The sequence below is a fragment of the Nonomuraea helvata genome (genome assembly GCF_039535785.1).
Classification (GTDB): domain Bacteria; phylum Actinomycetota; class Actinomycetes; order Streptosporangiales; family Streptosporangiaceae; genus Nonomuraea; species Nonomuraea helvata.
In genome coordinates this window covers 157,352-182,676 of the sequence record NZ_BAAAXV010000012.1, presented here as the reverse complement: position 1 = coordinate 182,676, position 25,325 = coordinate 157,352, and the positions used below count along the sequence as shown (strand labels likewise).

General features: G+C 70.6%; 26 protein-coding genes. 11 read left to right on the top strand and 15 right to left on the bottom strand.

What is annotated here, in order from left to right:
- Positions 1-32 precede the first annotated feature (32 nt).
- Positions 33-512, bottom strand: coding sequence for a winged helix-turn-helix transcriptional regulator (locus tag ABD830_RS50920; RefSeq protein WP_345002841.1), 480 nt, complete (start codon positions 510-512; stop codon positions 33-35).
- A gap of 33 nt (positions 513-545) precedes the next feature.
- Between ABD830_RS50920 and ABD830_RS50915 the strand changes: the two genes are divergently transcribed.
- From ABD830_RS50915 to ABD830_RS50905, 3 genes are all read left to right on the top strand, one after another.
- Positions 546-1,097 carry a nuclear transport factor 2 family protein gene (locus ABD830_RS50915; RefSeq protein ID WP_345002840.1) on the top strand — a complete coding sequence of 184 codons (552 nt, stop codon included), beginning with the start codon at positions 546-548 and terminating at the stop codon, positions 1,095-1,097.
- Between the two features lie 65 nt (positions 1,098-1,162).
- Positions 1,163-1,780 (top strand): hypothetical protein, encoded by a 618-nt coding sequence (locus ABD830_RS50910; protein WP_345002839.1) that lies wholly within the window; start codon positions 1,163-1,165, stop codon positions 1,778-1,780.
- 125 nt (positions 1,781-1,905) lie between these two features.
- The gene (locus ABD830_RS50905; protein ID WP_345002838.1) at positions 1,906-2,250 is read left to right on the top strand and encodes an RNA polymerase-binding protein RbpA; all 345 of its coding nucleotides are present in this window, start codon (positions 1,906-1,908) and stop codon (positions 2,248-2,250) included.
- A gap of 61 nt (positions 2,251-2,311) precedes the next feature.
- Here ABD830_RS50905 and ABD830_RS50900 read toward each other — a convergent pair whose 3' ends face one another.
- The 6 genes from ABD830_RS50900 to ABD830_RS50875 all read right to left on the bottom strand — a co-directional run bounded on the left by ABD830_RS50900 (position 2,312) and on the right by ABD830_RS50875 (position 11,449).
- Positions 2,312-2,794, bottom strand: a complete 483-nt coding sequence (locus tag ABD830_RS50900; protein ID WP_345002837.1) for a hypothetical protein — start codon at positions 2,792-2,794, stop codon at positions 2,312-2,314.
- The gene (locus ABD830_RS50895) at positions 2,791-5,238 is read right to left on the bottom strand and encodes a molybdopterin oxidoreductase family protein (protein WP_345002836.1); all 2,448 of its coding nucleotides are present in this window, start codon (positions 5,236-5,238) and stop codon (positions 2,791-2,793) included. The genes ABD830_RS50900 and ABD830_RS50895 overlap by 4 nt, the downstream gene beginning before the upstream one ends.
- 52 nt (positions 5,239-5,290) lie before the next feature.
- Positions 5,291-5,767, bottom strand: coding sequence for an FxsA family protein (locus tag ABD830_RS50890; RefSeq protein ID WP_345002835.1), 477 nt, complete (start codon positions 5,765-5,767; stop codon positions 5,291-5,293).
- A 125-nt stretch (positions 5,768-5,892) separates the two neighbouring features.
- On the bottom strand, positions 5,893-6,645 hold the full coding sequence (locus ABD830_RS50885) for a polyprenol monophosphomannose synthase (protein ID WP_345002834.1): 753 nt from the start codon (positions 6,643-6,645) through the stop codon (positions 5,893-5,895).
- Positions 6,642-8,501: an apolipoprotein N-acyltransferase gene (lnt, locus tag ABD830_RS50880; protein WP_345002833.1), complete on the bottom strand. Its 1,860-nt coding sequence runs from the start codon at positions 8,499-8,501 to the stop codon at positions 6,642-6,644. The genes ABD830_RS50885 and lnt overlap by 4 nt, the downstream gene beginning before the upstream one ends.
- Positions 8,502-9,241: 740 nt before the next feature.
- Positions 9,242-11,449 carry a HelD family protein gene (locus tag ABD830_RS50875; protein WP_345002832.1) on the bottom strand — a complete coding sequence of 736 codons (2,208 nt, stop codon included), beginning with the start codon at positions 11,447-11,449 and terminating at the stop codon, positions 9,242-9,244.
- A gap of 326 nt (positions 11,450-11,775) precedes the next feature.
- On the opposite strand from ABD830_RS50875, the gene ABD830_RS50870 reads away from it, so the two are divergent.
- Genes ABD830_RS50870 through ABD830_RS50845 form a run of 6 tightly spaced genes read left to right on the top strand, consistent with a single transcriptional unit; the run spans position 11,776 to position 18,398 of the window.
- Positions 11,776-12,999 carry an ROK family transcriptional regulator gene (locus tag ABD830_RS50870; protein WP_345002831.1) on the top strand — a complete coding sequence of 408 codons (1,224 nt, stop codon included), beginning with the start codon at positions 11,776-11,778 and terminating at the stop codon, positions 12,997-12,999.
- Positions 13,000-13,021: 22 nt separating this feature from the next.
- The gene (locus ABD830_RS50865) at positions 13,022-14,353 is read left to right on the top strand and encodes an ABC transporter substrate-binding protein (RefSeq protein ID WP_345002830.1); all 1,332 of its coding nucleotides are present in this window, start codon (positions 13,022-13,024) and stop codon (positions 14,351-14,353) included.
- A 1-nt stretch (position 14,354) separates the two neighbouring features.
- The gene (locus ABD830_RS50860; protein WP_345002829.1) at positions 14,355-15,284 is read left to right on the top strand and encodes a carbohydrate ABC transporter permease; all 930 of its coding nucleotides are present in this window, start codon (positions 14,355-14,357) and stop codon (positions 15,282-15,284) included.
- Positions 15,281-16,174: a carbohydrate ABC transporter permease gene (locus tag ABD830_RS50855; protein ID WP_345002828.1), complete on the top strand. Its 894-nt coding sequence runs from the start codon at positions 15,281-15,283 to the stop codon at positions 16,172-16,174. The genes ABD830_RS50860 and ABD830_RS50855 overlap by 4 nt, the downstream gene beginning before the upstream one ends.
- On the top strand, positions 16,171-17,433 hold the full coding sequence (locus tag ABD830_RS50850; protein ID WP_345002827.1) for a family 4 glycosyl hydrolase: 1,263 nt from the start codon (positions 16,171-16,173) through the stop codon (positions 17,431-17,433). The genes ABD830_RS50855 and ABD830_RS50850 overlap by 4 nt, the downstream gene beginning before the upstream one ends.
- Complete coding sequence (locus ABD830_RS50845) at positions 17,430-18,398, top strand: N-acetylglucosamine kinase (RefSeq protein WP_345002826.1); 969 nt, start codon at positions 17,430-17,432, stop codon at positions 18,396-18,398. Before ABD830_RS50850 ends, ABD830_RS50845 begins: the two co-directional genes overlap by 4 nt.
- Positions 18,399-18,415: 17 nt before the next feature.
- On the opposite strand, the gene ABD830_RS50840 is transcribed toward ABD830_RS50845, so the two are convergent.
- From ABD830_RS50840 to ABD830_RS50810, 7 genes are all read right to left on the bottom strand, one after another.
- Positions 18,416-18,544, bottom strand: a complete 129-nt coding sequence (locus ABD830_RS50840; protein WP_345002825.1) for a hypothetical protein — start codon at positions 18,542-18,544, stop codon at positions 18,416-18,418.
- A 186-nt stretch (positions 18,545-18,730) separates the two neighbouring features.
- Positions 18,731-18,988 (bottom strand): hypothetical protein, encoded by a 258-nt coding sequence (locus ABD830_RS50835; RefSeq protein WP_345002824.1) that lies wholly within the window; start codon positions 18,986-18,988, stop codon positions 18,731-18,733.
- A 116-nt stretch (positions 18,989-19,104) separates the two neighbouring features.
- Positions 19,105-19,692, bottom strand: coding sequence for an isochorismatase family protein (locus tag ABD830_RS50830; protein ID WP_345002823.1), 588 nt, complete (start codon positions 19,690-19,692; stop codon positions 19,105-19,107).
- Positions 19,693-19,777: 85 nt separating this feature from the next.
- Positions 19,778-20,857 (bottom strand): epoxide hydrolase family protein, encoded by a 1,080-nt coding sequence (locus ABD830_RS50825; protein WP_345002822.1) that lies wholly within the window; start codon positions 20,855-20,857, stop codon positions 19,778-19,780.
- A 98-nt stretch (positions 20,858-20,955) separates the two neighbouring features.
- Positions 20,956-22,407 carry an MFS transporter gene (locus ABD830_RS50820; RefSeq protein WP_345002821.1) on the bottom strand — a complete coding sequence of 484 codons (1,452 nt, stop codon included), beginning with the start codon at positions 22,405-22,407 and terminating at the stop codon, positions 20,956-20,958.
- A gap of 31 nt (positions 22,408-22,438) precedes the next feature.
- Entirely contained in the window at positions 22,439-22,831 is a 393-nt protein-coding gene (locus ABD830_RS50815; RefSeq protein WP_345002820.1) for a nuclear transport factor 2 family protein, read from the bottom strand.
- 71 nt (positions 22,832-22,902) lie between these two features.
- Entirely contained in the window at positions 22,903-23,616 is a 714-nt protein-coding gene (locus tag ABD830_RS50810) for an SDR family NAD(P)-dependent oxidoreductase (protein ID WP_345002819.1), read from the bottom strand.
- On the opposite strand from ABD830_RS50810, the gene ABD830_RS50805 reads away from it, so the two are divergent.
- Complete coding sequence (locus ABD830_RS50805) at positions 23,554-23,790, top strand: Lrp/AsnC family transcriptional regulator (protein ID WP_345002818.1); 237 nt, start codon at positions 23,554-23,556, stop codon at positions 23,788-23,790. The two genes, ABD830_RS50810 and ABD830_RS50805, sit on opposite strands and share 63 nt — an antisense overlap.
- Positions 23,791-23,908: 118 nt before the next feature.
- On the top strand, positions 23,909-24,535 hold the full coding sequence (locus ABD830_RS50800; RefSeq protein WP_345002817.1) for a TetR/AcrR family transcriptional regulator: 627 nt from the start codon (positions 23,909-23,911) through the stop codon (positions 24,533-24,535).
- Positions 24,536-24,803: 268 nt separating this feature from the next.
- Here the strand turns inward: ABD830_RS50800 and ABD830_RS50795 are convergent, their stop codons facing one another.
- Positions 24,804-25,211 (bottom strand): RICIN domain-containing protein, encoded by a 408-nt coding sequence (locus ABD830_RS50795; RefSeq protein ID WP_345002816.1) that lies wholly within the window; start codon positions 25,209-25,211, stop codon positions 24,804-24,806.
- Between the last annotated feature and the right edge of the window lie 114 nt (positions 25,212-25,325).

The window sequence follows — 25,325 nt, the reverse complement described above, 5'->3', positions numbered from 1 at the left end:
GCCGGCTTACCGGGCCGGCTTACCGGGCCGGCTTACGAGGGCGCCGCGAGGAGCATGGTGCCCGGGCCCTGAGCGGCGCCCGGGCCCCCGATGGCCGTCACCGTGTCGGCCGTGGCCTCGCCGCCGCAGTGCGGGCAGGTGACCACGGGCGTGAAGCGCTCGCCGCAGGAGTGCACCAGGAGCGCGGGCGGGCCGCCCGGCGGCGTCGACCAGCGATCCCCCCAGGCCATCAACGTCAGCAGGGCGGGCACGATGTCGCGGCCCGCCTCGGTGAGGACGTACTCGTGACGCACCGGACGCTCCTGGTACGGCCGCCTGTCCACGACCCCTGCCGCGACCAGGTGCTCCAGGCGGCGGGTGAGAAGGTTGCGCGAGATCCCCAGATCCTCCGCCAGGTCGTCGAACCTGCGCAGCCCCAGGAACAGGTCGCGCAGGATCAGCGGCGTCCACGGCTCGGCGACCACGCCGACGGCCTGGGCGATGGAGCAGTGCATCTCACCGAACCTGTTCATACGCCCAGAATAGTGGGTTGATAAAGTGAACTCATGACAGTTCACATTCAGGACTCACCCGCCAGGGCGTACCGCGAGGCCGGGGAGGCGCATGACGTCGACGCCCTCCTCGCCACGCTCGCCGACGACGTCGTCTTCCGCTCGCCGCTCAGCGCCACGGCCTCCTTCGCGGGCAAGGAGCAGGTCCGGGAGCTGTTCTCGGTCGTGTTCAGCGCCCTGTCCGACCTGCGCTACCAGAGCGACATCGGCGACGGACGCCGCCGCGCCCTGACCGCGACCGCCCGGCTGGGCCGCCAGGAGATCCACGAGGCGGCCTTCGTCGAGGTGGGCGAGGACGGGCTGATCAAGGAGATCACCATGTGGATCCGTCCACTGCCCGGACTGACGGCGATGATGGCCGCGCTCGGCCCCCGGCCTGGCCCGGGCCACCGGCAGGCCGGGCCTTCCCTGGCTGGTGAGCGCCGCCGTCAAGCCGCTGGCGGCGATGACCCGCCTGGGCGACAGAACGCTCGTCCCCCTCCTGACCCGCCGGCGCTCCCGCTGAAAGATGAAGTCGCCGCTCCAAAGAGAGAGCACCGCTCTTGACATCAGCGACCACTGACGAGAGCATTGCTCTCACATAAGAGCATTGTCCTCTTCAAGGAGCACTGATGGCCCCCAGACTCACCTCCGCCGCCTTCGCCGCCGCGGGGATCCTCTTCCTCGTCTATCCAGCGGTCCGCCCCTCCGGCGACGACGCCACCGCCATGGCGTCCACGGCGTGGGTCGCCGGGCACGCGGCCGCCATGGTCGGATTCGTGCTGCTGGGCCTGGCCGTGCTGGGACTGCACCAGGTGCTCGGCGACCGCCTCTCCCTGCGCGCCGCGGCGGTGACCTGGGTGGGCGCGGGCCTGACCCTTCCGTACTACGGCGCCGAGGACTTCGGCCTGAACGTGATCGCCCAGCGCTCGCTCCGCGACCAGGCGCCGGCGCTGATGGAGCTGGCCCAGGAGTTCAGGTACGGGCCCGTCGCGGTCACCATGTTCGCCGCCGGACTGTTGCTGCTCGGCGTCGGCACGATCATGGCCGCGGTCTCCGTGTGGCGGTCCGGAACGCTGCCCAAGTGGAGCGCGACGGCGCTGGCGCTGGGGTTCGCGCTGTTCATCCCGCAGTTCTTCGGACCGTATCCGCTGCGGATCGCGCACGGCGTCCTGATCATGATCGGCGGACTTTGGCTGGCCGCGGCCCTGGTCACGACCCAGATGCGGGCCCGTTCGGCGAAGGTGTGAAGAACCGAGGCCCGAAGCGCGATTGGATCACCTCGCGGGTGGGAATCCCATCACGGTACCAAGCGTTAGACACCGTGGGAGACAGACCCCCCCACGCAAGGGGGCCCTGTAGGAGGCATTTAGACATGGGCGAGCGCGCGCTTCGTGGCACCCGGCTCGGGGCAACCAGCTACGAGAACGACCGTAACACGGATCTGGCCCCGCGCCAGGAGGTGTCCTACACCTGTCCTAAGGGCCATCGCTTCGAGGTTCCGCTTGCAGCCGAGGCTGAGATCCCAGCGACCTGGGAGTGCCGCATGTGCGGCGCGACCGCGGTACGCATGGACGGCGAGCAGCCGGAGTCCAAGAAGGTCAAGCCCCCGCGGACACACTGGGACATGCTTCTGGAGCGGCGGTCCATCGAAGACCTTGAGGAGGTGCTCAACGAGCGGCTCGCGGTACTGCGGGCCCAGCGTCGAAAGAGCGCCTGACTTTATCTCACGGTGACACCCCCGGGCGGCCTGCCGCCCGGGGGTTCTTCATGCGCGCGTGTCAGGAGGCCAGGGCCTGCGGGGCAGACTCCTTCAGGCGGGCGTTGGCCCACCGGAGCTGCCTGAGCGTCTGGGGATGGCAACGCCGCGCCAGCTCGAGCAGGTCCCGCTGTTTCGCCCCCTGGGCGGCCTGGGCCAGCAGTTCCCAGTCCAGGGAGACCTCCGAGGCCGCCAGATACAGGTGGCGGAAGTCGGCCAGCAGGAGCAGCCCGGGCTCCGGGCGGCGGCCGAGCCATTCGGCCGCCTTGTCGCGCAGGCGTTCCACCATGGACGGGTCGCCCGCCGGGGACGGGTCCAGGTCCAGGCCGTAGTCCTTGCCCGCCTCGGCCAGCGCCCGCACGTGGTCGTGGCACCAGGCCGCGAGGTCGCGGGCGACATGGTACGTCTCGTGGTCGGTCTTGTGCCGCTCCGACATCCGCAGCAGCACGTGGGCCAGCTCGTTCTCGGAGCGGTGCAGTTCGCGGATCACCAGATCCAGGTTCATGACAGGGACTCCTCCGCCTGGGCTTCGGCTCCTCCGGCAGTGGCGGGCACCTCGGCGGAGACAGGACGGGACGCCGTGGTGGTCGGCGCCAGGGACGGCGTGCCGGGGCAGACCTCCACCAGCGAGACCCGCGCCGCGGCGGTCTTGAAGAGGGGCTGTTTCGAGACCGGGTCCCAGTCCGTGATCGTCAGCTCGTTGGCCGCTCTTCCCGATCCGGCGCCGGGCCCGCAGCCGCCCGGAAGGTCCCAGTAGCCGTAGTGGAACGGCAGGAAGACCAGTCCGTCCCGCATCTCGGTGATCCGCAGCCGCGCCCGCACCGAGCCGCGCGCCGTGGCGATCTCCAGCAGGTCGCCCTCGGCGAAGCCGTCGCGGGAGGCGTCCGCCGGGGACATCTCCACCCACGGCTCCGGGGCCGCGCGCTGGAGCTGCGGCGCCCGCGCGGTCTTGGTCCTGGTGTGGAAGTGGTAGAGGGTACGCCCGGTCGTCAGCCAGAACGGGAACTCGCCGCCCGCCTGTTCGTGCGGCGGGACGTACTCGGCGGCCTTGATGATCGCCTTTCCGTCGGGATTGAGCGCCTTGTACTCGGTGTCCGACAGCGGCGCCCCCGTGAGCAGGTCGCGCCCGTAGGCCTCGCAATAGTCGGGGGCGCTCCAGAAGCGGCCCTCGGCGTACAGGCGCTCGGTGCCGCCGGGGCGGTCGGCGTCGCACGGCCACTGGATGCCGCCGCTGCCGCGCAACCGCGCGTACGACAGCCCGCTGTAGTCGCACGGGCGCCCGCGCGAGCACTCCTTCCACGCCTCGAACGCCCCCTCCGCGTCGCCCCACTTCACCAGCGGCGCGCCGTCCTTGTCGCGCAGGTCGAGCCGGTGTGCGAGGTCCAGGAAGATGTCCAGGTCGGGGCGGGCCTCGCCGGGCGGCTCGACGGCCTTGTCCGACAGGTGGACGGTGCGGTCGGCGTTCGTGAACGTGCCGGTCTTCTCGGCCCACGTCGCGGCGGGCAGCACCACGTCGGCCAGCTGCGCGGTCTCGGACAGGAAGATGTCCTGGACGACCAGGAAGAGCCGGTCCTGGGCGAGGATCGAGCGGATCCGCTCCAGCTCGGGCAGCGACACGGCCGGATTGGTCCCCGTCACGTACAGGAACCGGATCGAGCCCTCCTCCGCGTAACGGAACATCTGCATGGCATGGGTGGGCGGGGCGTAGTGCGGGATGTCCATCGGATCGACGTTCCAGACGCGGGCGAGGTCGCGCACGTGGGTGTCGTTGGACCAGTTGCGGAAGCCCGGCAGGTCGCCGTCGGCGCCGCATTCGCGGGTGTTCTGGGCGGTCGGCTGGCCGTTCATCTGCAGGACGCCGCAGCCGGGCCTGCCCAGCATGCCGCGTACGAGATGGATGTTGTTCACCTGGACGGCCGCGGCCGTGGCCTGGTGGGCCTGGTAGAAGCCCTGCAGGACGGTGGAGAGCAGCCGCCGCGCGGTGCCGATCAGGCGGGCCGCTTCGCGCAGCGCGTCCGGGGGCACGTCGCAGATCCTGGCGGCCTCCTCCACCGGGAAGTCGTGCACCCGTTTCTGGAGCTCCTCGAAGCCGACCACATGGTCGCGCAGGTACCGCTCGTCGATCCAGCCGTTGGCGATGATCTCGTGGAGCAGCCCGTTCATCAGCGCGACGTTGGTGCCGGGACGGTTGGCCAGGTGCACGGTGGCGGCCCGGGCCACCGGGGTCTCGCGCGGGTCCACGCAGACGAGCGCGGGCGGGTTCGGGCCGGCGAGCCGGTCGAGGATCCGCGTCCACAGGACGGTCTGCGTCTCGGCCACGTTGTGCCCGTACAGGGCGATGACGTCGGCGTGGTCCACGTCGGTGTAGGAGCCCGGCTGCCCGTCGGAGCCGAACGACTCCTTGAGCGCGGCCGCCGCCGTGGCCGTGCAGAGCCGGGTGTTGCCGTCGAGGTGGCTGGTGCCGATGCCGCCGTGCGCGATCACGGCGAGCGTGTAGTACTCCTCCAGGAACAGCTGGCCGGTGGTGTAGAAGCCGATGGCGCTCGGTCCCTGCTCGTCGAGGAGCTGCCTGGCGCGGCCGGCCACGCGTTCCATCGCGGTGTCCCAGTCGGTCTCGACCAGCCGTCCGTTCTGGCGGACGAGCGGGCGGACGAGCCGGTCTGGCGCGTTGACGGCCTGCCAGCCGTACAGGTCCTTCGGGCCGAGCCGGCCGTGGTTGACGCGGTCCTCGGCGCGCCCGCGCACCCCGACGACACGCCCGTCCTTGACGGCGATGTCCAGCCCGTCACCGTTGCTGTGCAGGATGGTCGCGCTCTGCACCCAGCGGTCCACGTCCTGCGCGCGTACGCCGGCCTCGAGGAAGGAGTCGACGCGGACCGGCCAGGGCTCCCCCGGCCCGTACGGCGTCCGCGTCCCCCATGGCTCGGCGATCCTGTCCACGTGCGGCATGCGTCCTCCCGCGAGTCGTCCGGTCCCGGACGCATGCCCCGTGCGGAAGGAGTCAGTCGCGCTCCTCGCGGATGACCTCGCCGTGGACCACCCGGCCGCCGTGCGCCGCTCCGGGGTCCTCGACGGACGGGAAGAGGTGCGAGTACGGGGAGCTCGCGGAGAGCTTCTTGACCCTGCGGTCGAAGAACCAGGCGCCCAGGCGGCGCATCAGGGGCCGGGTGAACGGCAGCACGCACAGGAACCCGAACACGTCGGTGAAGAAGCCCGGCGTCAGCAGCAGCGCGCCGCCCACCAGCACCAGGCCGCCGTCGGCCAGCTCGCGGTCGGGCATCCGGCCGGACCGCAGCGCCTCCTGCAGCGCCTGCCAGGCCCTGCGGCCCTCGCGGCGCACCAGCCACGCGCCCAGCAGGCTGTCGGCGATGAGCAGGGCCACGGTCGCGGGGCCGCCGATCACCGAGCCGACCTGGATGAGCAGCCAGATCTCCAGGACGGGGACGACCAGGAAGGCCAGGAAGAGCAGCAACCGCATCGTTTCCTCGATTCCGCACACGCGTTACAGCACGAACAACGCCCGGCGACCGGAAAGCGTTCCGCCCGTCCTGAGAGCCCGCTCAGTTACGGGCCGCTCGGTTGCGGCCACTCAGTTACGGCAGCTCAGTTGTGGCCGCCGCCGCCGCGCAGGCGCTTGGGCAGGCCGGTGACGCCCCACAGCCCGATGCGCCACAGCGCCTCGGACATGACCTTGCCGCTCATCTTGCTCTTGCCGATCGTGCGCTCCACGAACGTGATCGGCACCTCCACCACCCGCAGCCCGTGCTTGGACGTACGCAGCGTCAGGTCCACCTGGAAGCAGTAGCCCTGCGACTCCACGCCGGACAGGCCCACCTTCTCCAGGGTGGCGGCGCGGTAGGCGCGGAAGCCGGCGGTCGCGTCGCGTACGGGCAGGCCGAGCATGACCCGGGTGTAGAGGTTGGCGCCCTTGGACAGCAGCTCGCGCCGATGGGGCCAGTTGACCACCTTGCCGCCGGGCACGTAGCGGGAGCCGATCGCCAGGTCGGCGCCGTCGGCCAGCGCCTCGAGCAGCTTGGGCAGCTCCTCGGGCTGGTGGGAGCCGTCGGCGTCCATCTCGACCAGGACGTCGTAGCTCTCCCGCAGGCCCCAGCGGAACCCGGCGATGTAGGCGGCGCCGAGGCCCTGCTTGGCCTCCCTGTGCATGACGTGCACGTGGTCGTCGTCGGCGGCCAGCCCGTCGGCGACCTCACCGGTGCCGTCGGGACTGTTGTCGTCGGCCACGAGCACGTGGGCCTCCGGCACCGCGGCCCGGATCCGCTCGACGATCGCGGGCAGATTGTCGTGCTCGTTGTAGGTCGGCACGACGACGAGCACCCGGCCGAGAGTCTCCATCATCCGTCGTTCCTCATCCGATCGCCTCGCCGCCTGCCACGCCATGCGGCGACTCCTGCCGCCGCCGCTCCCATCATCATCAATGCCCATTCCGGAACCGCGCCCACTTTCGTGGCGATCGTCTCCCGGGTGCGTACGGGCACCTTGACCACGTTCATGTCCGCGACCAGTTCGCGGGTCCGCCAGGAGACCTTACCGTCAGGTCCGATGTTCGCGGAGATCCCCGTGGTGGCGGCGGCCACCACGGCCCTGTTGTGCTCGACGGCGCGCAGCTTGTACATGGCCAGCTGCTGCGGCGGCAGGTTGGACAGGGCGTAGGTGGCGTTGTTGGCCTGCATCACCAGCGGGCTGCCCCCGGCGCGTACGGTGCCGCGCACCGTGTCGTCGTAGGCGACCTCGTAGCAGTTGACCGCGCCGATCGTGACCGGCCCCAGCTTCAGGTCGCCCGGTTTGTCGCCCGCGACCGACTGCCTGCCGACCAGGCTCGCCCGTTCCCACAGGGCCAGCACGATGTCCTTGAACGGCGTGTACTCCCCGAACGGGACCAGGTGCTGCTTGTCGTAGTAGGCGCCGGGCCCGGTCTTCGGGTCCCACACGAGGCTGCGGGTGGCGCGGTTCTCCTCGCCGATCGCGACCACGGCTCCGATCAGCGTGGGGACGCCGACGTCCTGGACCGAGTCCTGGATGATCTGGCGGGCATACGGGTCGCTGTAGGGGTCGATGTCCGTGGAGTTCTCGGGGAGGGCGACGAAGTCCGGCTTGGGGAGCCTTCCCTCGCGTACGGCCTGGGCGAGGCGTTTCGTCTCGTTGGCATGATTTTTCAGGACAACGGCGGGTTCGTCGCCCAGGAAGCCCATGCCCCTTCCCGGGACGTTCCCCTGGACGATGCCGACGTTGACGGTCCGTCCCTCGTCGCCCGGCCTGGGGATCGCGAGGGTCAGCACCGGCACGGCCAGCGCCACCCCCACGGGTACGGCCCTGCGCCACACGGAACCTTTGATCCCCGAGCCGACCTCGGGCCGCGCACCGGCCTCCGGCGTCGGAGCACCATCGGGCGTCAGAACACCGTCAGAGGGCGCAGGAACGAGCTCAGGCCCGGGAGTGGCCTTGGGCTTGACCAGGGCGGCATAGGCCAGCAGCGCCCCGCACAGGGCGACGGCGAACGACACCAGCGGCGCGCCGCCCAGCGCGGCGTACTCGGTGAACAGTGACTCGCTCTGGCTGAACGCCACCCGCGCCCACGGGAACCCGCCGATGGGCACCAGCCCGCGCGCCCACTCCATGGCCACCCACAGCCCGCCGAACCACAACGGCCAGGCCCGCAGCCTGAACACCAGCGCGGCCAGCGCGGCCATGACGGCGTAGAACACGCTCTCCGTGCCCACCAGCATGAGCCAGACGTCGTCGCCGATGGCCCGCACCCACGCGAGGGTGGGCAGCAGGAACACCACGGCCGTCAGGTAACCGAGCCAGGCGGCTCTCCTGGGCCTGGTGCCGTAGAGGGACGCGACGATCAGGCCGATGCCGAGGGGGGCGCACAGCCACCAGTCGAGCGGCGGGAAGGCGGTGTAGAGCGCGAGCCCACCGACCACGCCCGCCGCCACGCGTGCGAGCAGCACCCACCGTCCCTCGGTGCGCCCATCCCGCGCGGAGGCGGTCGCTGGCACAGAAGCGGTCGCCGCCATGGAGAGGGTCGCTGGCGCGGAGGCGATCTCAGGCGCGGAGGCGATCTCAGGCGCAGACGTCGATGCGGCGCCGGACGGCAGCTCGGGCTCCGACGCGTCAACGCCGCCCGCCCCGTCCTCGGCGACTCGCTCGTCCTCGGGCGCATCGCCGGAGGTGCGCGCGGCATCGGACATGGCCCTCGCGGGCGGAGACGCGGCGCCGGTGGACGGCAGGGCACTTGGCGCGTCGCTCGAGACGGACGCGTCGCCCGAACCGAGCGCGCTGGTCGAGGCGGACGTGAGCGGAGGCTCAGCCTCGGACGTGGCGGCTGCAGGGGCGGCGGGAGGGGGCGCAGTGGCATGCGTCGAGTCGCGCCCGGGTGTGGGCGGTAGGCTCGCTCTCTCCTGAACCACTCCGGGATCTCCTCCGCCGAATCGCACGCCTGCTTGCGAAAACGCTACCGCCCCGCGGGCGCGGCTCAAGCCAGCGCGGCAAAGAAGATCGAAAAGAATCGGCGTTGCATGGGAGGCGGCAGGGTGATCCCGTGGCCGACGGGACCACCCGGCGCACATGTCGGTCCTGCGCACGAGAGCGGGAAGAGGGCCCGGAAACCCTTCGGACCGGACCCGTCTCGTCGGCGGCGAGCGCGGAATTCCGTTGTCTACTGGGCTCCCGGACCCGTCCCGGGTCCAACCCCCCGCCCGGTTGGGGTGCCCCGACTCGACGGACCGACGGCCCTGCACCTGGCTGTGTGGACGAAGTCACGCTCCGTCACGGACGCAGGATCCGACGATGTCAGAGACGGCCAACCGGCCAAGTCCCGTGCTGGACTGCGCAGCAAACTACCGACTCCACCTCAGATGTCAACCGTGTCCCGATCAGCAGAAACATCAAGTTTTCCCAGGTAGAGCATGGGCCGGAAGCCGATCGAAGCTCATTTGCCTGCTGGTGAGCGGCTTTGCAGACCGCTCAGCGCCTGTGAAAGCGGGCGCTCGTGCACCACTCCCAGCCGTTGCGTGGCACGGGTGAGAGCAACATACAGGTCGCTCGGCCCCCGTGGCGACTGGGCGGCGATGAGGTCGGGCTCGGCCACGATCACCGAGTCGAACTCCAGCCCCTTCGCGTCGGCCACCGACATCACGGCCACCGGAGCGTCAAGAGCAGCCGCCGCCCCGGCCCGCCCAGAGCCCCCAGAGGCCCCGGAGCCGGCCCTGGCCGCGCCGGAGGTCACCACCGCCGCGCCCGTCACCGTGGCGGCCACCTCGGCCCCCAGGGACTCCAACAGCGCGTCCGGCACCACCACGGCGACCTTGCCGCCCTCGCCCACCTCCGCCTTGGCCAGCTCCGGCAGCGCCGCCAGCGGCGCCGACCACGGCTCCACGTCCGCCTCGCGCACGGACGTCGGAGCCTGCAGCGCGGGATCGATGGTGGCCAGGACGCGGGCGGCCACCGCCATCAGCTCCACCGGCGTGCGGTAGTTGACGGTGAGCCGCTCCTGCCGCCACCGCCCGGCCACGTACGGATCGAGGACCTCCGCCCACGACCGCGCCCCGGCGGCGGATCCGGTCTGCGCGATGTCCCCGACGATGGTCATCGACCGCGTCGGGCACCGCCGCATGACCGCCCGCCACGCCATCGGCGACAGCTCCTGCGCCTCGTCCACGATCACGTGCCCATAGGCCCATGTGCGGTCGGCCGCCGCGCGTTCGGCGGTGGTGAGGTAGGGACCCCCGTCACGCTGCCGCTCGGCCAGGCGCTCGGCCTCCATGACGTCGGACAGCCCGGTCAGCTCCAGGACCTCGCGGGCGTAGGCGAGCTCGGCCTCGCGCTGGTGCTCCTCGGCCTGCCTGGCCGCGGCCAGCTCCTCCTCGGCCTGCATCGCGGTGGCGCGCAGCACCTGTTCGTCGATGTCGCCGAGCAGGTCGGCGGCCTCGTCGAGCAGCGGCACGTCCGACTCGGTCCACTCGCCGCCGTCGCGCCGCAGCAGCGCGCGTTCCTCCGGGCTCAGCGCCGAGGCCGCGTACCCGAGGCGCTCCGGGGAGCCGTACAGGCCGAGCAGCAGCCGCTGCGGCGTCAGGTAGGGCCACAGCCGGTTGAGCGCGGACTTGACCGCCGGCTCGGTGCGCAGCTCCTCGCGCAGGTCGGCCAGCTCGTCCTCGTCGATGAGCCCCTTGCCGATCTTGCGGGCCTGCTGCCTGGCCAGGGCGTTGAGCAGCGAGCGCACGAACACGGCGCGGGCCTGGTTGTGCGGGCGGCGGGAGCGGACGGCCTTGTTCCTGGCGGCCTCGAGCATGGAACGGTCGATGGTGAGCGTGATGCGCCCGATGGTGATCTCGACGGGTTTGCGCGGCACCCGCTGCCGGTCGCGCACGGCCTTGGCGATCACCTCGGCCATGCGGAGGTCGCCCTTGACGGCGGCCACCTCGGGCCGTTCCCTGGCGGTGGCGGTCACGCCCGGGTACAGCTCCCCGACCGTGGACAGCAGCACGTCGGTCTCGCCGAGCGAGGGCAGGACCTGCTCGATATAGCGCAGGAAGGTGAGGTTGGGGCCCAGGACGAGCACGCCGCGGCGCTCGAGGCGTTCGCGGTGGGTGTAGAGCAGGTACGCGGCGCGGTGCAGGGCCACCACGGTCTTGCCGGTGCCGGGGCCGCCCTGCACGACCAGCACGCCGTTGAGGTCGCTGCGGATGACGCGGTCCTGCTCGGCCTGGATGGTGGCGACGATGTCGCGCATGCGGCCCGTGCGCCGCTCGTCGAGCGCGGCCAGCAGCGCGGCCTCGCCGTTGAGCGTGGCGCGGTCGTCGTCGGTGAGCGAGTCGAGGTCGAGCAGGTCGTCGTCGACGCCGACCACGGTGCGGCCCTTGGTCTGCAGGTGGCGGCGCCTGGTGACGCCCATCGGGGCGGCCGGGGTGGCGCGGTAGAACGGCTGCGCCACCGGCGCCCGCCAGTCGATGAGCAGGCGCGTCTGCTCATCGTCGGTCATGCCGATCTTGCCGATGTACAGCCGGCCCTCGTCGACGTGATCCAGGCGACCGAAAACCAGGCCGCGCTCGACCGCCCACAGCCGCGCGAGCCTGGAGGCGTGCATGTCGGCGAACGTGTCGCGTTCGGACATGTTCTGCATCGTGCCGACGGCCCCCATGGCCAGCACCTCTTTGAGTTGCCGCTGGGTACGCTCGCGCAGCTCGTCGAGGCGGGCGTAGAGTCCGGTGACGTACGCCTGCTCCCTGGCGAGCTCTGTTTGACGAGTTGCCGCCTGACCATTATTGTGGTTAATGGGACACTCCGGGCCATTCTGCTTGTTGTTACGACAAACGACTACATTAGCAGGCCTGTTGAGGCACTCTCACTCGCTTTCTCTTGATCCTCTCCTGTTACGTCTTGGTCTCACCCCTTGACCGGCACGGGCCGACTCCCTATGTTCCGAGTTAGGAAACTTTCCTAACTCTTGAGCAAGGAGATGTGACTGTGAGCGGTCCGGTCCCGGGGACCCCTAGTCTGCTACGCGCCATCAATGATCGCGCCGCCCTGCAGGCCCTCCTCGAACGCGGTCCGCTGACCCGCCCCGAGATCGGCACCCTCACGGGGCTGTCCAAGCCGACGGCCTCGCAGCTGCTCTCCCGGCTGCAGGACGCGGGGCTGGTCGTGCTCGACGGCATCAGGGAGGGCCTGCCGGGACGTACGGCCGAGGTCTACCGCATCAACCCGGCGGCGGCGTACGTGGCCGCGCTCGACGTCACCCCGGACCGGATCGAGGCCAAGGTGGCCGACATCACCGGCGCGATCGTCGGCGAGCACGTGTTGCCGACGCCGCGCCGGCCCCATGGCGAGCTCGTGGACCGCCTCAAAGCCGCCCTGCGCGGCGCGAACCCGCCGGGCACGCTGCGCCGGGTCGTGATCGGCGTACAGGCCGCCATCGACCCGTCCACCGGCCGGCTCGGGTACGCCGCCGCCAAGGACGTGCCCGGCTGGCAGATCCCCGACCTGGTGCCCACCCTCAGCGCGGGCCTGGGCGTGCCGGTGGACGTGGAGAACAACGTCAACCTCGTCGCGCAGGCCGAGCAGGCGCACGGCGCCGCCCAGGGCCACCAGGACTTCGTGCTGCTCTGGGCCGACGAGGGCATCGGCGCGGCCATCGTGCTGGGCGGGCGCATGCACAGGGGCGCCACGGGCGGCGCGGGCGAGGTGGGCTACATGCCGACCCCGGGCGCGCCCACGGCCCGCGAGGCGGGCCGCTACGCCAACCACGGCTACCAGGCGCTCACCGGCGGCCCTGCCGTGCTGAAGCTGCTGCGCTCGTACGGCGTGCGCGGCGCCGACTTCCAGCACGCCGTCGCCAACGCCGTCAAGGCGGCCGAGGGCAAGGGGCAGAAGGCCGACGACGCCAGGGCCGGGCTGCGCGACATCGCCGCCCGCCTGGCCGTGGGCCTGGCCGCCATCACCTCCGTGGTCGACCCGGGGCTGGTGATCCTGACCGGCGGCATCGTGCTGTCGGGCGGCGAGACCCTGCGCGAGCTGGTCGAGCACGAGCTGCACGCGCTCACCATCCCGCAGCCCCGGGTCCGCCTGTCGAGCGTCGAAGGCAACCCCGTCCTGGCCGGCGCCCTCCACTTGGCCCTCGGCACCGTACGCGACCAGGTCTTCAGCTCGACGGTGGCCGCGTCCAGCGGCTCGCCGACCGTTCCGTCATGATCCCCGGCAGGAGGCACCCCCCGTGCGCTTCGTCCCTCTGGCGGTCGCCGCGGCTCTCGCGCTGACCGCCTGCACAGCAGGCAAGGAGGCGGGGCCGCCGCTCGGCGCCCGGCCCAGACCCTCGGGCTCCGCCTCGCAGCCCCTCCCCGCCGCCACGCTGGAGCTGTGGCACGGGTTCTCCACCGACGCCGAGGTCAAGGCGTTCGAGGACGCCATCAAGGGCTTCAACCAGAAATTCCCGCAGATCACCGTCAAGGCCGTCAAGGGCGTGCAGGACGACCAGATCACCCAGGCCATCCGCGGCGGGAACGCGCCGGACGTGGCGGCCTCGTTCACGACCGACAGCGTCGCCCAATGGTGCAGGTCGGGATCGTTCCAGGACCTGACTCCGGTGATCAAGCAGGACGGCATCGACCTGTCGGTACTGCCGGAGGTGGCGCGGTCCTACTCGAGCTTCGAGGGCAGGCAGTGCACGCTGCCGTTGCTGGCCGACGCGTACGGCCTCTACTACAACAAGGCCCTGATGAAGGGGAACGCGCCGCCCAAGACGCTGAGCGAGCTGACGGCGCTGGCCAAGAAGCTCACCGTGCGCGGCGCCGACGGCACGATCAAGGTGGCCGGGTTCGTCCCGAGCGCCCAGTACTACGAGAACGTGCCGAGCCACCTCGCCCCCTTGGTGGGCGCCACGTGGTACAACGACGACAGCACCTCGGCCATCGGCTCCGACCCGGCCTGGAAGAAGCTGCTCACCTGGCAGAAGGAGCTCGTCGACTGGTACGGCTACGCCAACCTGGAGAAGTTCCGCAAGAGCCTGGGCGACGAGTGGAGCGCCAAGCACCCGTTCTACGAGGGCAAGGTCGCCATGGTCCTCGACGGCGAGTGGCGCAACGCCATGATCGGCAACGAGGCGAAGGGCCTCGACTACGGCACCGCTCCCCTGCCCGTCGCCGACGACCGGCCCGACCTGTACGGCAGCGGCTTCACCGCGGGCACCGTGATCGGCGTGCCGAAGGGCGCCAAGCATCCGCAGCAGGCGTGGGAGCTGGTCAAGTACCTCACCACGGACACCTCGTCGCTGGTGACGCTGTCGAACGCGCTGCGCAACGTCCCCACGACAAGGGCCGCGATGGACTCCCCCGATCTAGCCGAAGACGCCAATTTCAAGACTTTTCTGGATATCTTCGCCCATCCGAAGACCTCGACCATCCCCGCCAGCGTGAACAGCGTCTTCAACCAGGAGGCCATGCAGACCTTCATGGAGAAGTGGGAGAAGGGCGCCGTACCGGACCTGGACGCGGGCTTGAAGAGCGTCGACAAGCAGATCAACGACAAGCTGAAGCTGACCGGGGGCTGAGGTGGCCTCGCTCGCTGACGTGTGGCGGCGCCGCGAGGGCCTGCGCGCCCTTGTGTGGCTGTCGCCGTGGCTGGCCGGAGTGGCGATCTTCTTCATCTACCCGCTGCTGTCCACGGTGTACTTCTCCTTCCACCGCTACGACATGTACACCCTCGAGTTCGCCGGCCTGGACAACTACCGGTACCTCTTCCAGGACCCCAGGGTGCTGACCTCGGCCAAGAACACGCTCTGGCTGGTGGTCGTCCTGGTGCCGGCGACCGTGCTCTTCTCGCTGGCGCTGGCGCAGCTCGTGGTCAGGCTCAAGGCCGGGGCCGGGCTGTTCCGGACGATCTTCTACCTGCCGTCGCTGGTGCCGATGGCGGCCGGCACGATCACGTTCGTCTTCCTGATGAACCCCTCGACCGGGCCGTGGAACCAGTTCCTCGCGCTGTTCGGCATCCAGGGGCCCGACTGGTTCGGCGACCCGGCCTGGTCCAAGCCGAGCCTGACGCTGCTGTCGCTGTGGAGCTGCGGCCAGCTCGTCGTGATCTTCCTGGCGGCGCTGCTGGACGTGCCCAGGCACCTGTACGAGGCGGCCGCCATCGACGGGGCGGGCCCGTGGCGGCAGTTCCGCAGCGTGACGCTGCCCACGCTCGCGCCGGTGCTGATGTTCGCCCTGGTCACGAACGTCATCTACGCCCTGCAGTACTTCACGCAGGCGATGATCGCCTCCCGCGTGGCCTCGGGCTCGACCGACTCCCCCGGCAGCTCGTTCTCGCCCGGCTATCCGGACGAGTCGCTGCTCACGCTGCCGCAGTGGCTCTTCCAGGTCGGCTTCCGCGACTACTCCATGGGGTACGCCTGCGTGCTCGCGCTGCTCCTGTTCGCCACGTCGATGATCTTCACGTTGATCCTGCTCCGGCAGTTCCGCCGGGCCGAGGAGGCCTCATGAGCGCCACGGCGACCGCGCCGCCCCGCACGGTGGCCGCGCCCGCGCGCCGGGACGGCGTCCGGGCCCGCAGGCGGCGGCTGCTGGTCTGGATCGCCACGCACGCCCTGGCCATCGCGCTGGCGCTGATGTTCGTGGCGCCGGTGGTGTTCATCGCGCTGACCGCGCTGATGACCGACCAGCAGGCGCTGACCAGCGACCTGTGGCCGCGCAGCTGGAACTGGGAGAACTTCGCCGTGGTGTTCGAGAAGTCGATGCTGCTGCGGTGGACGGCCAACACCCTCATGTACGCGGTGCTGGGGACGGTCTTCACCGTCGTGTCGTCCGTTCCCGTGGCGTACGCGCTGGCCCGGTTCCGCTTTCCCGGCAGGCGCCTGGCGTTCCTGCTGGTGATCACCGCGATGATGCTGCCGCCGCAGGTCATCGCGGTGCCGATCTACCTGGTCTGGGCGCGGCTGGGGCTGACCGACAGCCTGTGGCCGCTGATCCTGCCGCTGCTGTTCGGGGACGCGTTCTCGATCTTCCTGCTCCGGCAGTTCCTGGTCACGATCCCGCGCGACTACACCGACGCGGCCAGGGTGGACGGCTGCTCGGACCTCAAGACCCTGGTCAGGGTGATCCTACCGATGGCCCGCCCGGCTGTCGCGGCGGTCGCCCTGTTCCAGTTCTTCTACTGCTGGAACGACTACTACGGGCCGCTGCTGTACGCCGGCGTCGAGCAGGACCACCTGACGCTGTCGCTCGGCCTGGCCACGTTCAAGGCGTTCCACAGCGTGCAGTGGAACCTCACCATGGCCGCCACACTGCTGGTGACGGCACCGGTGATCATCGTGTTCTTCTTCGCCCAGCGAGTGTTCATCGAGGGCGTGACTTTGACGGGGGTGAAGGGTTGAAAATCGCCGTGGTCGGGGGCGGCTCGACGTACACGCCTGAGCTGGTGGACGGGTTCGCGCGGCTGCGCGAGGAGCTGCCGGTGACCGAGATCGCGCTGATAGATCCGGACGCGACGCGCCTGGAGCTGGTGGCGGGCGTGTCGCGCCGGATGCTGGCGCACGCGGGGCACCCGGCGCGGGTGCTGGCCACGTCCTCGGTCGAGGAGGGGGTGGCGGAGGCCGTGGCGGTGCTCTTCCAGCTCAGGGTGGGCGGGCAGGCCGCCCGGGAGGTGGACGAGACGCTGCCGCCGCGCTGCGGGTGCGTGGGGCAGGAGACGACCGGCGCGGGCGGGCTGGCCAAGGCGCTGCGCACGGTTCCGGTCGTGCTGGAGATCGCCTCCGTCGTACGCTCGCTGGCACCGCAGGCGTGGATCGTCGACTTCACGAACCCCGTCGGCATCGTCACCCGGGCCCTCCTCGACGCCGGTCACCGGGCGATCGGGCTGTGCAACGTGGCGATCGGCTTCCAGCGCACCTTCGCCGCCGGGCTCGGGGTGGCGCCCTCGCGGATCTCGCTCGGCCACGTCGGGCTCAACCACCTGACCTGGGAGCGGGCCGTCTACCTGGACGGCGAGGATGTCCTGCCCTCCATCCTGCGCACGCACGGCCAGGAGATCGCCGACAGCCTCGGGCTGCGGCCGGGGCTGCTGGAGCGGCTCCGCGCGATCCCCTCGTACTACCTGCGCTACTTCTACGCGCACGACGAGGTGGTGCGCGAGCAGCGCTCGAAGCCGTCGCGGGCGGCGGAGGTGGCGGCTCTGGAGCGGCGGCTGCTGGAGATGTACGCCGACCCGGCCGTGGTGACGAAGCCGGAGCTGCTGTCGGAGCGGGGCGGGGCGTTCTACTCGGAGGCGGCCGTGGCGCTGATCGCGTCCCTGCTCGGGGACCGGGGCGACACCCAGATTGTTAACGTTCGCAACGCGGGCACGCTGCCGTTCCTCGACGACTCGGCGGTGATCGAGGTGCCGGCGGCCGTCGGGGCGGGCGGGGCGGCGCCGCTGCCGGTGCCCGCCGTCGAGCCGCTGTACGCGGGACTGATCGCGCACGTGTCCGCGTACGAGACGCTCGCCCTGGAGGCGGCCCTGCACGGCGGGGCGGACCGGGTGCGGGACGCGCTGCTCGCCCATCCCCTGGTCGGGCAGGACGAGATCGCCGAGGAGCTGACGGGCCTGCTGCTGGAGGCCAATCGCGCGCACCTGCCGTGGACGGTGGGCCGGTGACGCGGCTGGTGCTCGCCGTGGACGGCGGCAACAGCAAGACCGACGTCGCGGTGGTGGCGGAGGACGGCGAGGTGCTCGCCACGGGCCGCGCGGGCGGGTTCGCGCCGCAGCGCGACGGCGTGGCGGCGGCCGTCAGTGTGGTGGAGCAGGCGCTCGCGACGCTGCCGCGGCCCGCGGGCGGGTTCGACCATGTGTCGGCCTGCCTGGCGGGGGCGGACCTGCCCGTCGAGGAGGAGGCGCTGGCGCGCGAGCTCGCGGCCAGGGGGCTCGGCGGGGACGTGGTGGTGCGTAACGACACGTTCGCGCTGCTGCGTGCCGGCGCGTCGGCCGCGTGGGGGGTGGCGGTGGTGTGCGGAGCCGGCATCAACGCGGTCGGCGTCTCCCCCGCCGGCGCGGTGGCCCGCTTCCCCGCGCTCGGCCGCATCAGCGGCGACTGGGGCGGCGGGCAGGGCCTGGCGGAGGAGGCGCTGTGGTACGCGGCCCGCGCCGAGGACGGGCGGGGCGTACCGACCGCGCTGACCGGCCTGATCACCGCCCACTTCGGCACGGCGACGGTCGAGGAGCTCGTGCTGGAGGTGCACTTCGGCCGCCTGTCCGAGGACCGGCTGCACGAGCTCTCGCCGGGCGTGCTCGCCGTGGCCGCGGACGGTGACGCCGTGGCCAGGGCGCTGGTGGAGCGGCAGGCGGAGGAGGTGACGGTGCTGGCCGAGGTCTGCCTGCGCCGCCTCGGCCTGCTGGAGACGCCGGTCGAGGTGGTGCTGGGCGGGGGCATGCTGACGGCCAGGGACCCGCTGCTGATGTCGCTGCTGGACTCGGCCTTCGCGGTACGGGCGCCGCGGGCCAAACTCGTGCTGGCCGACGTGCCCCCGATCGTGGGCGCGGCGCTGCTCGGCCTGGAGCACCTCGGGGCCGCGGAGACCGCCAAGACGCGCCTGCGCGCCCGCTACGCGCCGGCCGGGGGCTGAGTCCTTGGCTCGGGGGCTCAGCCGGTGGCGGTGGTGCGGGGCAGCAGCCGGACCAGGGCGGCGATGAGCACCAGCAGCGCCGCCAGGGCGGCTGCCCGCGTCAGGCCGCCCAGGGCGATCAAGTACGCGGCCATGCCCCTGGTCAAGGCGGGCTGGGTGAGCACAACACCGCCGGGTGTTGTTCCAAGTCGACGGCCCTGGTGAGGCGTCCGACACGTCGGCAGGCCGACGGCAGCCAGGAGACCGCCGGTCTGCCGCGTCGCGTCTGCTCGACGTGCACTCTGTCCCACCGGCTGTCCCACCGGCGTTGGGGTGCCGGCCGGTGGGACGTCTCAGGCTGTCATCGATGAAGCGGCCACGAAGTCAGTGGGGAACTGGCGTGCGGCCGCCAGGTACGACTCGTCCGGGAACGGGGCGTTGTACGCAGCCAGCACCGCGGAGTCGACATCGCCCACGGCGTTGCGGGCGACCGTCGCGCCCGGCTCGAACGGGTGGGCGCGCTGGCTGAGCTGCAACCACTTGACGAAGAACGGGCCCATCGCCGCCCTGGTCACCGTCATCTGCCTGGCCCTGCTCATCTTCTGCCTCATAGAACGCCAGGTCAGACACAGCCTCGCCGGACAAGGCCACACCAAGATCGAGGGCCTGTACGCCGGACGGCCCGCGATCCCCAAACGCCGCCGGCGCCAGTCACAAGGCTCGCGGCTCAGCGTCCAGTTCTGCCTGCCTCGGCGAGGATCTGCACGATCTCCCTTCCGTCGGCGGTCGCGAAGTTGGTGACCAGCTCGGCGGTGATCATCGGCGTGGTGGTGAGCTTGACGCCCTCGCTCTCCAGCCGCCGCAGCACGATGTCGTGGTAGAACTCGGTCAGCGTGCCGCAGGCGTCGGCGGCGAACTGCACCTCGTACCCTTCCTGCCGGGCGCCGCGTGCGGTGTTGAGCCCGCAGACCTCGGAGCCGATCGCGGCCATCACCAGATGAGTGCGGCCGGTGGCCCGGACCGCTGCCGACACCCGGGGATCATCGAAGGCGTTGACGGTGCCCTGCCGCTCGACGCGCTGGTGATACTCGTCGGGAGCCGCCTTCTCCAGTTCGGGAATCAGAATGCCGTTGTCCTGTTCGATGTTGCAGCTGAGCACGATCGGTACGCCGAGCCGCCGCGCGGCACGCGCCAGCGCGACCGTATTCGCCTTGACGTCCTCCAGCGGAGGTACCTTGACCAGCCGCTCCATCACGGCAGTCTGGTGATCGACCAGCAACAGGACCGTGTTGTCCCTGGTGGACGAGGTGGTCATGCCTTTCTCCTTCTCATGGTGAATGAACCGGGATGTTCTCGGAGCCGGCCCAGGCTCGTGTCTGCCGCTGGAGCGTGCGCCTCGGTCATCGCAGGTTGGCGAAGAACGCCCGTACGTCGGCGGCGAGCAGGTCAGGAGCCTCCAGCGCGGCGAAGTGGCCCCCGCGGTCGAACTCCGTCCAATGCGTGACGGTGTAGGCCTGCTCGACGACGGCACGCACGGGGAGGACGACCTCGTGCGGAAAGACGGCCACGCCCAGCGGTGGCGTACAGGTTGGCGGTGGTCCGGCGTTCTCGCGGTGGAGACGAGCCGAGGAGCCTCCGGTGCCGGTGAGCCAGTAGATCGCCACGTTGGTGAGTATGCGATCGACGGCGATCTCGGATCGCGGGTCGGCCCACTCGCCGAACTTCTCGGCGATCCACGCGAGTTGACCGACCGGCGAGTCGGTCAGTGCGTACGCCAAGGTCTGCGGCCGGGTGCTCTGCAGGAGGCGATGTGCCGACGGCTGAGTGAGGAAGCGCTTGGCCCGTTCCAGCCGGGCCAGATCCTCAGCGGGCAGCCCGTCCTCGGTGTAGCCGGCGGGCAGCGGGGACAGGAAGTTGACATGGATGCCCGCCACGTGGCCGGGGTCGGCGGCGCCCAGCGCGAGGGAGATCCCCGATCCCCAGTCGCCGCCCTGGGCGCCGTAGCGGTCGTAGCCGAGGCGGCGCATCAGCTCGGCCCAGGCGCGGGCGATGCGGTGAATGTCCCAGCCGCGATCGTGCGTGGGACCCGAGAATCCGAAGCCGGGGATCGACGGGATCACCAGGTGGAATTCCTCCGACAGCGGACCGATCACGTCGAGGAACTCCACGATGGAGCCGGGCCAGCCGTGGGTGAGGATCAGGGGGAGCGCGTCCGGCCGGGGTGAGCGAACGTGCAGGAAGTGGATGTTCTGCCCGTCGATCTCGGTGGTGAACTGCGGATAGGCGTTGAGCTCGGCTTCGTGCTCGCGCCAGTGGTAGCCGGTGCGCCAGTAGTTGGCCAGTTCGCGTACCCGGCCGAGCGGGATGCCGTGATCCCAGCCCACGCCGGGCAACTCGTCGGGCCAACGGGCCTGGCCCAGCCGGACGGCCAGGTCATCCAGCTCTGCCTGGGGAACCTCGATACGGAAGGTCTTGATCACGGTTGCCTCCTGGCGTCATCGACATTGGTCGTGCTACCTGCGGGGGGCCGGATTCACCGCCGACGTGGCCACGTCCGGCATATGCCGTCGGAGGGCCCTCACGGGTTCTGCCGCTGCACGTCACTTGGGCCGATGATCAAGAAGACCGCGGCCGTGGCCAGGGCGAGGAAGCCCGCCGCCGCGAGGCCGGCCACGTTGAAGCCGTGGACGGTCGCGGCGGCGGCGGACGCCGGATGTGCGCGGAGGTAGTCGGCGGTGGACGTGCCGGCGATCGTGCCGAGCAGGGCAGTGCCGAGGGACCCGCCGATCTGCTGGGAGGTCTGGACCATGGCGCCTGCCACGGCCGTGTCGGCCCCCGCTCCGAGGGTGGCGGTGCTGTTGGCGGTGACCAGCACCCAGCCGGTGCCGAGGCCGACCAAGGCGAACACGGGCAGCACGTGCAGCCAGTAGCCGCTGTCGACCTGGACAAGGCCGAGCAGCGCGAGCCCGGCCGTGATGGTCAGGAGCCCGGGTGCCAGCAGCAGGCGCACCGGCGTGCGGGCGATGAGAGGGCTCACCAGGCGTACGCCCAGCATGAGCCCGCCGGTGAGGGGCAGGAAGCCGAGACCCGCCATGACCGGCGAGTAGCCGAGCACGTCCTGCAGATAGAAGGTGAGGAAGAACAGCGCGGCGAACATGCCTGTCGCCAGGCTGAACACCGCCAGGTAGGACCCGCCCCGACGCCGGTCGAGGACCACCCGCAGGGGCAGCAGCGGCCCTGTGCTCCGGCGCTGGACCCAGACGAACGCGACCAGCACGAGGACACCGCCCACCAGCGCCCCGGCGCTGGTGGGCGCGCTCCAGCCGTCGGGTTCGGCATGAGCGAACCCGAAGACCAGGGCCATCAGGCCAGTGGTGGCGAGCAGGGCGCCGATGACGTCGACCCGTACCCCGGGGGCGCGAGGCGCGGGACGGACCGCGTACAGCACTCCGGCTGCCGCCGCGATCGCGAGGGGGAGGTTCACGTACATGCACCAGCGCCAGTCCAGGTAGTCGGTGAGCACTCCGCCGAGCGCCACGCCGAGGCCGGAAGCGCTGCCCAGGACGGTGCCGTAGATCCCGAACGCCTTGCCGCGCTCGGCGGGCCGCGGGAAGGCGACCGCGAGCGTCCCGAGCACGGACGGAGTGACCAGCGCTCCGAAGATGCCTTGCAGTGCCCGCGCGGTCAGCAGCATCGCCGGATCGACGGCCGCACCGCCGAACGCGGAGGCCAGCGCGAATCCGGACAGCCCGATCAGCAAGCTGCGCCTGCGGCCCATGAGGTCCGACATCCGCCCGCCCAGGAGCAGGAAGCCGCCGTACCCCAGAGCGAAGATGGTGATCACCCATTGGCGAGCGGGATCCGACATCTCCAGCGATCTCTGCGCGGAGGGTAGCGCGATGTTCATGATCGTCGAGTCGAGACCGATCAGCAGCTGTGCCGTCGCAACGGCGACCAGCGCCCACCAGCGCCTGGGGTCAGGGATGGTGGGCTCGTATGGGAGCCGGTGGGAGCCGACTGATGTGGTCATGGCATGCCTCAGAGATTCGATCGGCCGACAGTCAGAACATGCCGTTCTCGTTCTCGGCCTTCTCCGGAATGTCCTGCATGACGTCCCAGTGCTCGATGAGCTTTCCGTTCTCGTCGAGCCGGAAGATGTCGACGATGGCCGTCCCCCGCTGGCCGGGCACCCGTACGCCGTGAACGTGCGCGATGACGAAGTCGCCGTCGGCGAAGATGTTCTTCACCTCCGCGCGCAACTGCGGAAAGGTCTCCTTGATGAAGTCGACGCGGCTCTTGAAGCCTTCTACGCCGTCGGCGATGGCGGGATTGTGCTGCACGTAGCGCTCGCCGATGAGTTTCGTGGCGGCGTCGAAATCCTTGCTGTTGATGCCGGCCTCGTAGAAGGCCAGGACGTTTCGCTTGTTCCGGTCAAGCTTCGAACCCGTGCTCATCATGCACATCCTTATGTGAACGCCTGTTGTGTTACGACCGTAGCGCAACAGGCGTTCACATACAACTCGGCTCAGGCCGTCAGGCCGCCGTCGACGGCGATCCTCTGGCCGATGACCCAACGGGCCTGGTCAGAGGCGAGGAAGGCGACGACGTCCGCGATGTCCTCGGGCTCGCCGATCCTGCCCAAAGGAGTCCGCCTGATGGCGTCCGCCAGCATGTCCATGACGTCCTGTACCGAGTCGGTGTTGGTCGGGCCGGGCAGGACGGCGTTGACCGTGATCCTCCGCGGGGCCACCTCGCGGGAGAAGGCCCGTACCAGTTGCTCGCCCGCCGCCTTGCTCGCCGAATAGAGGGGCTCGGACGGGCTGCTCGCGCGGGTGGCACTGGAGGAGATGTAGACGATCCTGCCGTCGTCGCGCATGCGCCCGGCCACCTCACGGAACGCGACGAACGTGGCCTGGGAATTGGCCGTGAAGGTGTGCGCGTAATCCTCGTCGGCGGCCCGGGCGAGCGGGCCGTGCGCGAACCCGTAGGCGTTGTGCACGAATACGTCGAGGCCGCCGTACTCGCGTTCGGCCGCGTCGAAGAGGGAACGCAGCTGGGCGGGGTCGGTCACGTCCGCTTTCACCACCGTGGCCCCGCGACCTGGCCGGTGGCGGCGTCCTGTCCTTCGACATCGACGTCGACCAGCGGCTCTTCCCCGCCGTCGCCCCATGGACCCGTGCCGTGGCTGTCCGTCGAACCCGCGGCGCTCGAAACGGTCGGCAACGCCCTCGCCCAGCATCCCGAAGTCGGCTACGCCGCGGCCGCCACCGGCCCCACCAACCTCTACGCCAGCGTCGCGGGCCCCGGCGCGGCCGCCCTGTACACCTATTTGACCCGCCGCATCGCCCCTCTTCCCGGTATCCGGCTCATGGAGACCGCACCCGTGCTGCGCAACATCAAGGGGATTTACTAGGGCTTCAATCCCACGCTGGTGGGGGCGCAGATTCACGTCCGTGCATCCATGGACAGCTGTAGCCGAACGGTCATAGCGCTACGAGTAGCGCAACGTATGTTCCAATACGATGACGCTCATGGACACGACCACCCCGGCCCAACGTGGCGCCCGCGGCCGCAACCGGCGGGGCCAGGGCGAACGGCTGCGCGAGGAGATCATCGAGGCCGCTCTGCGGCTGCTCGACGAGTTGGCCGACGACCAGGCGCTGTCGCTGCGGGCCGTGGCACGCGAGATCGGCATCGCCGCCACGTCCGTCTACATCCACTTCGCCGACCGGGACGCCCTCGTGCTGGCGGCGATGGAGCGCTGCCACACGGACCTGATCGACTCCATCGACCGGGCCGAAGCCGAGTCCGAGGACCCGGCGGCCAAGCTGCGCGCCCGGGTGCTGCTGCAGGGCAAGTGGGCCTACGAGCACGCAGGGCTGTACAAGGTGCTCCACGAGAGCACGCTCAACCAGCGCACGCGGATGCCGTTCAAGACGGTGCTCGGCGAGCGCACCACGGCGGCGATCCAGCGCTGCATGGACGCCGGACTCGCCCCCGCCGGCGACGCCGCCGCGGTCTCCCTGGACCTGCGGGCGGCCGTCCACGGCGCGGTCTCGATGCGCCTCAACTCAGCCGACCTGCCGATGCCGCCACTGGAGGAGCAGGTCGACCGGTTCCTCGTCAAGTTGGTCGGCCTCTCCCCAACGACGGGATAGCCGCAGCGCGTCACCGGATCGTACTCGCCGAACGTGTTGAGACGGGGTCTCCAGCCGGTCCAACACGACCCGGGCGTCACAGTTCGGCGAGATGGCCTCGTCCCGTCCGGACAGAGGTACGAGCAGCGAGAACTGCCGCGCGCCCGCGAGATACGATCTCGCCGGGGAAGGGCGCGTCAGAGCTGGGGGCGGACCTGTCGGTGTTCCCGCACGATCCTGCTCGGCGGCCCCCGCCCTGGCCTGGTGGAGCAGGCTCGATGCGAGTCCGTCAGCCGGTCACGACCACACCCCAGTCCTGCTCATCACCGTTGGTGGCGGGCCACTGGATGACCTTGGCGCCCGCGGTGAAGCTGCCGGCCGCGACAGCCATATACATGCGGCTGTGGTCGTTCTGCAGCCGGAAACCGCTGCCAAGAATCCAGTACTGGTCGTCGTTCTGGTTGCACGTGTAGATGATCAGCTGCTTGCCTTCGGTGGTGCTGCTCGCCGGATCGGCCAGGCACTTGCCGGACTTCTTGTTGATGAGGTAGCCACGCGCTCCCACCTCGATATCACCCGTCCAAGACCATTTCTGGTCGTCACCGCTGCCGCAGTACCACTGGATGGTCGGCGCCGAGTTGGCGGTGCTGCCGCCCGCAACGGTCAGGCATTGGGCGCTGCGGGAGTTGACCCACATGTGAGCCATCTCACACGCTGGTCAAAAGACCGAGCGGCCAAGGGCGCTGAGGCCACGCCGGTGCCCTTGAAAGCCACAACGCACCGGCGGAGTCGCGGGCGATCAAGTCGGGCT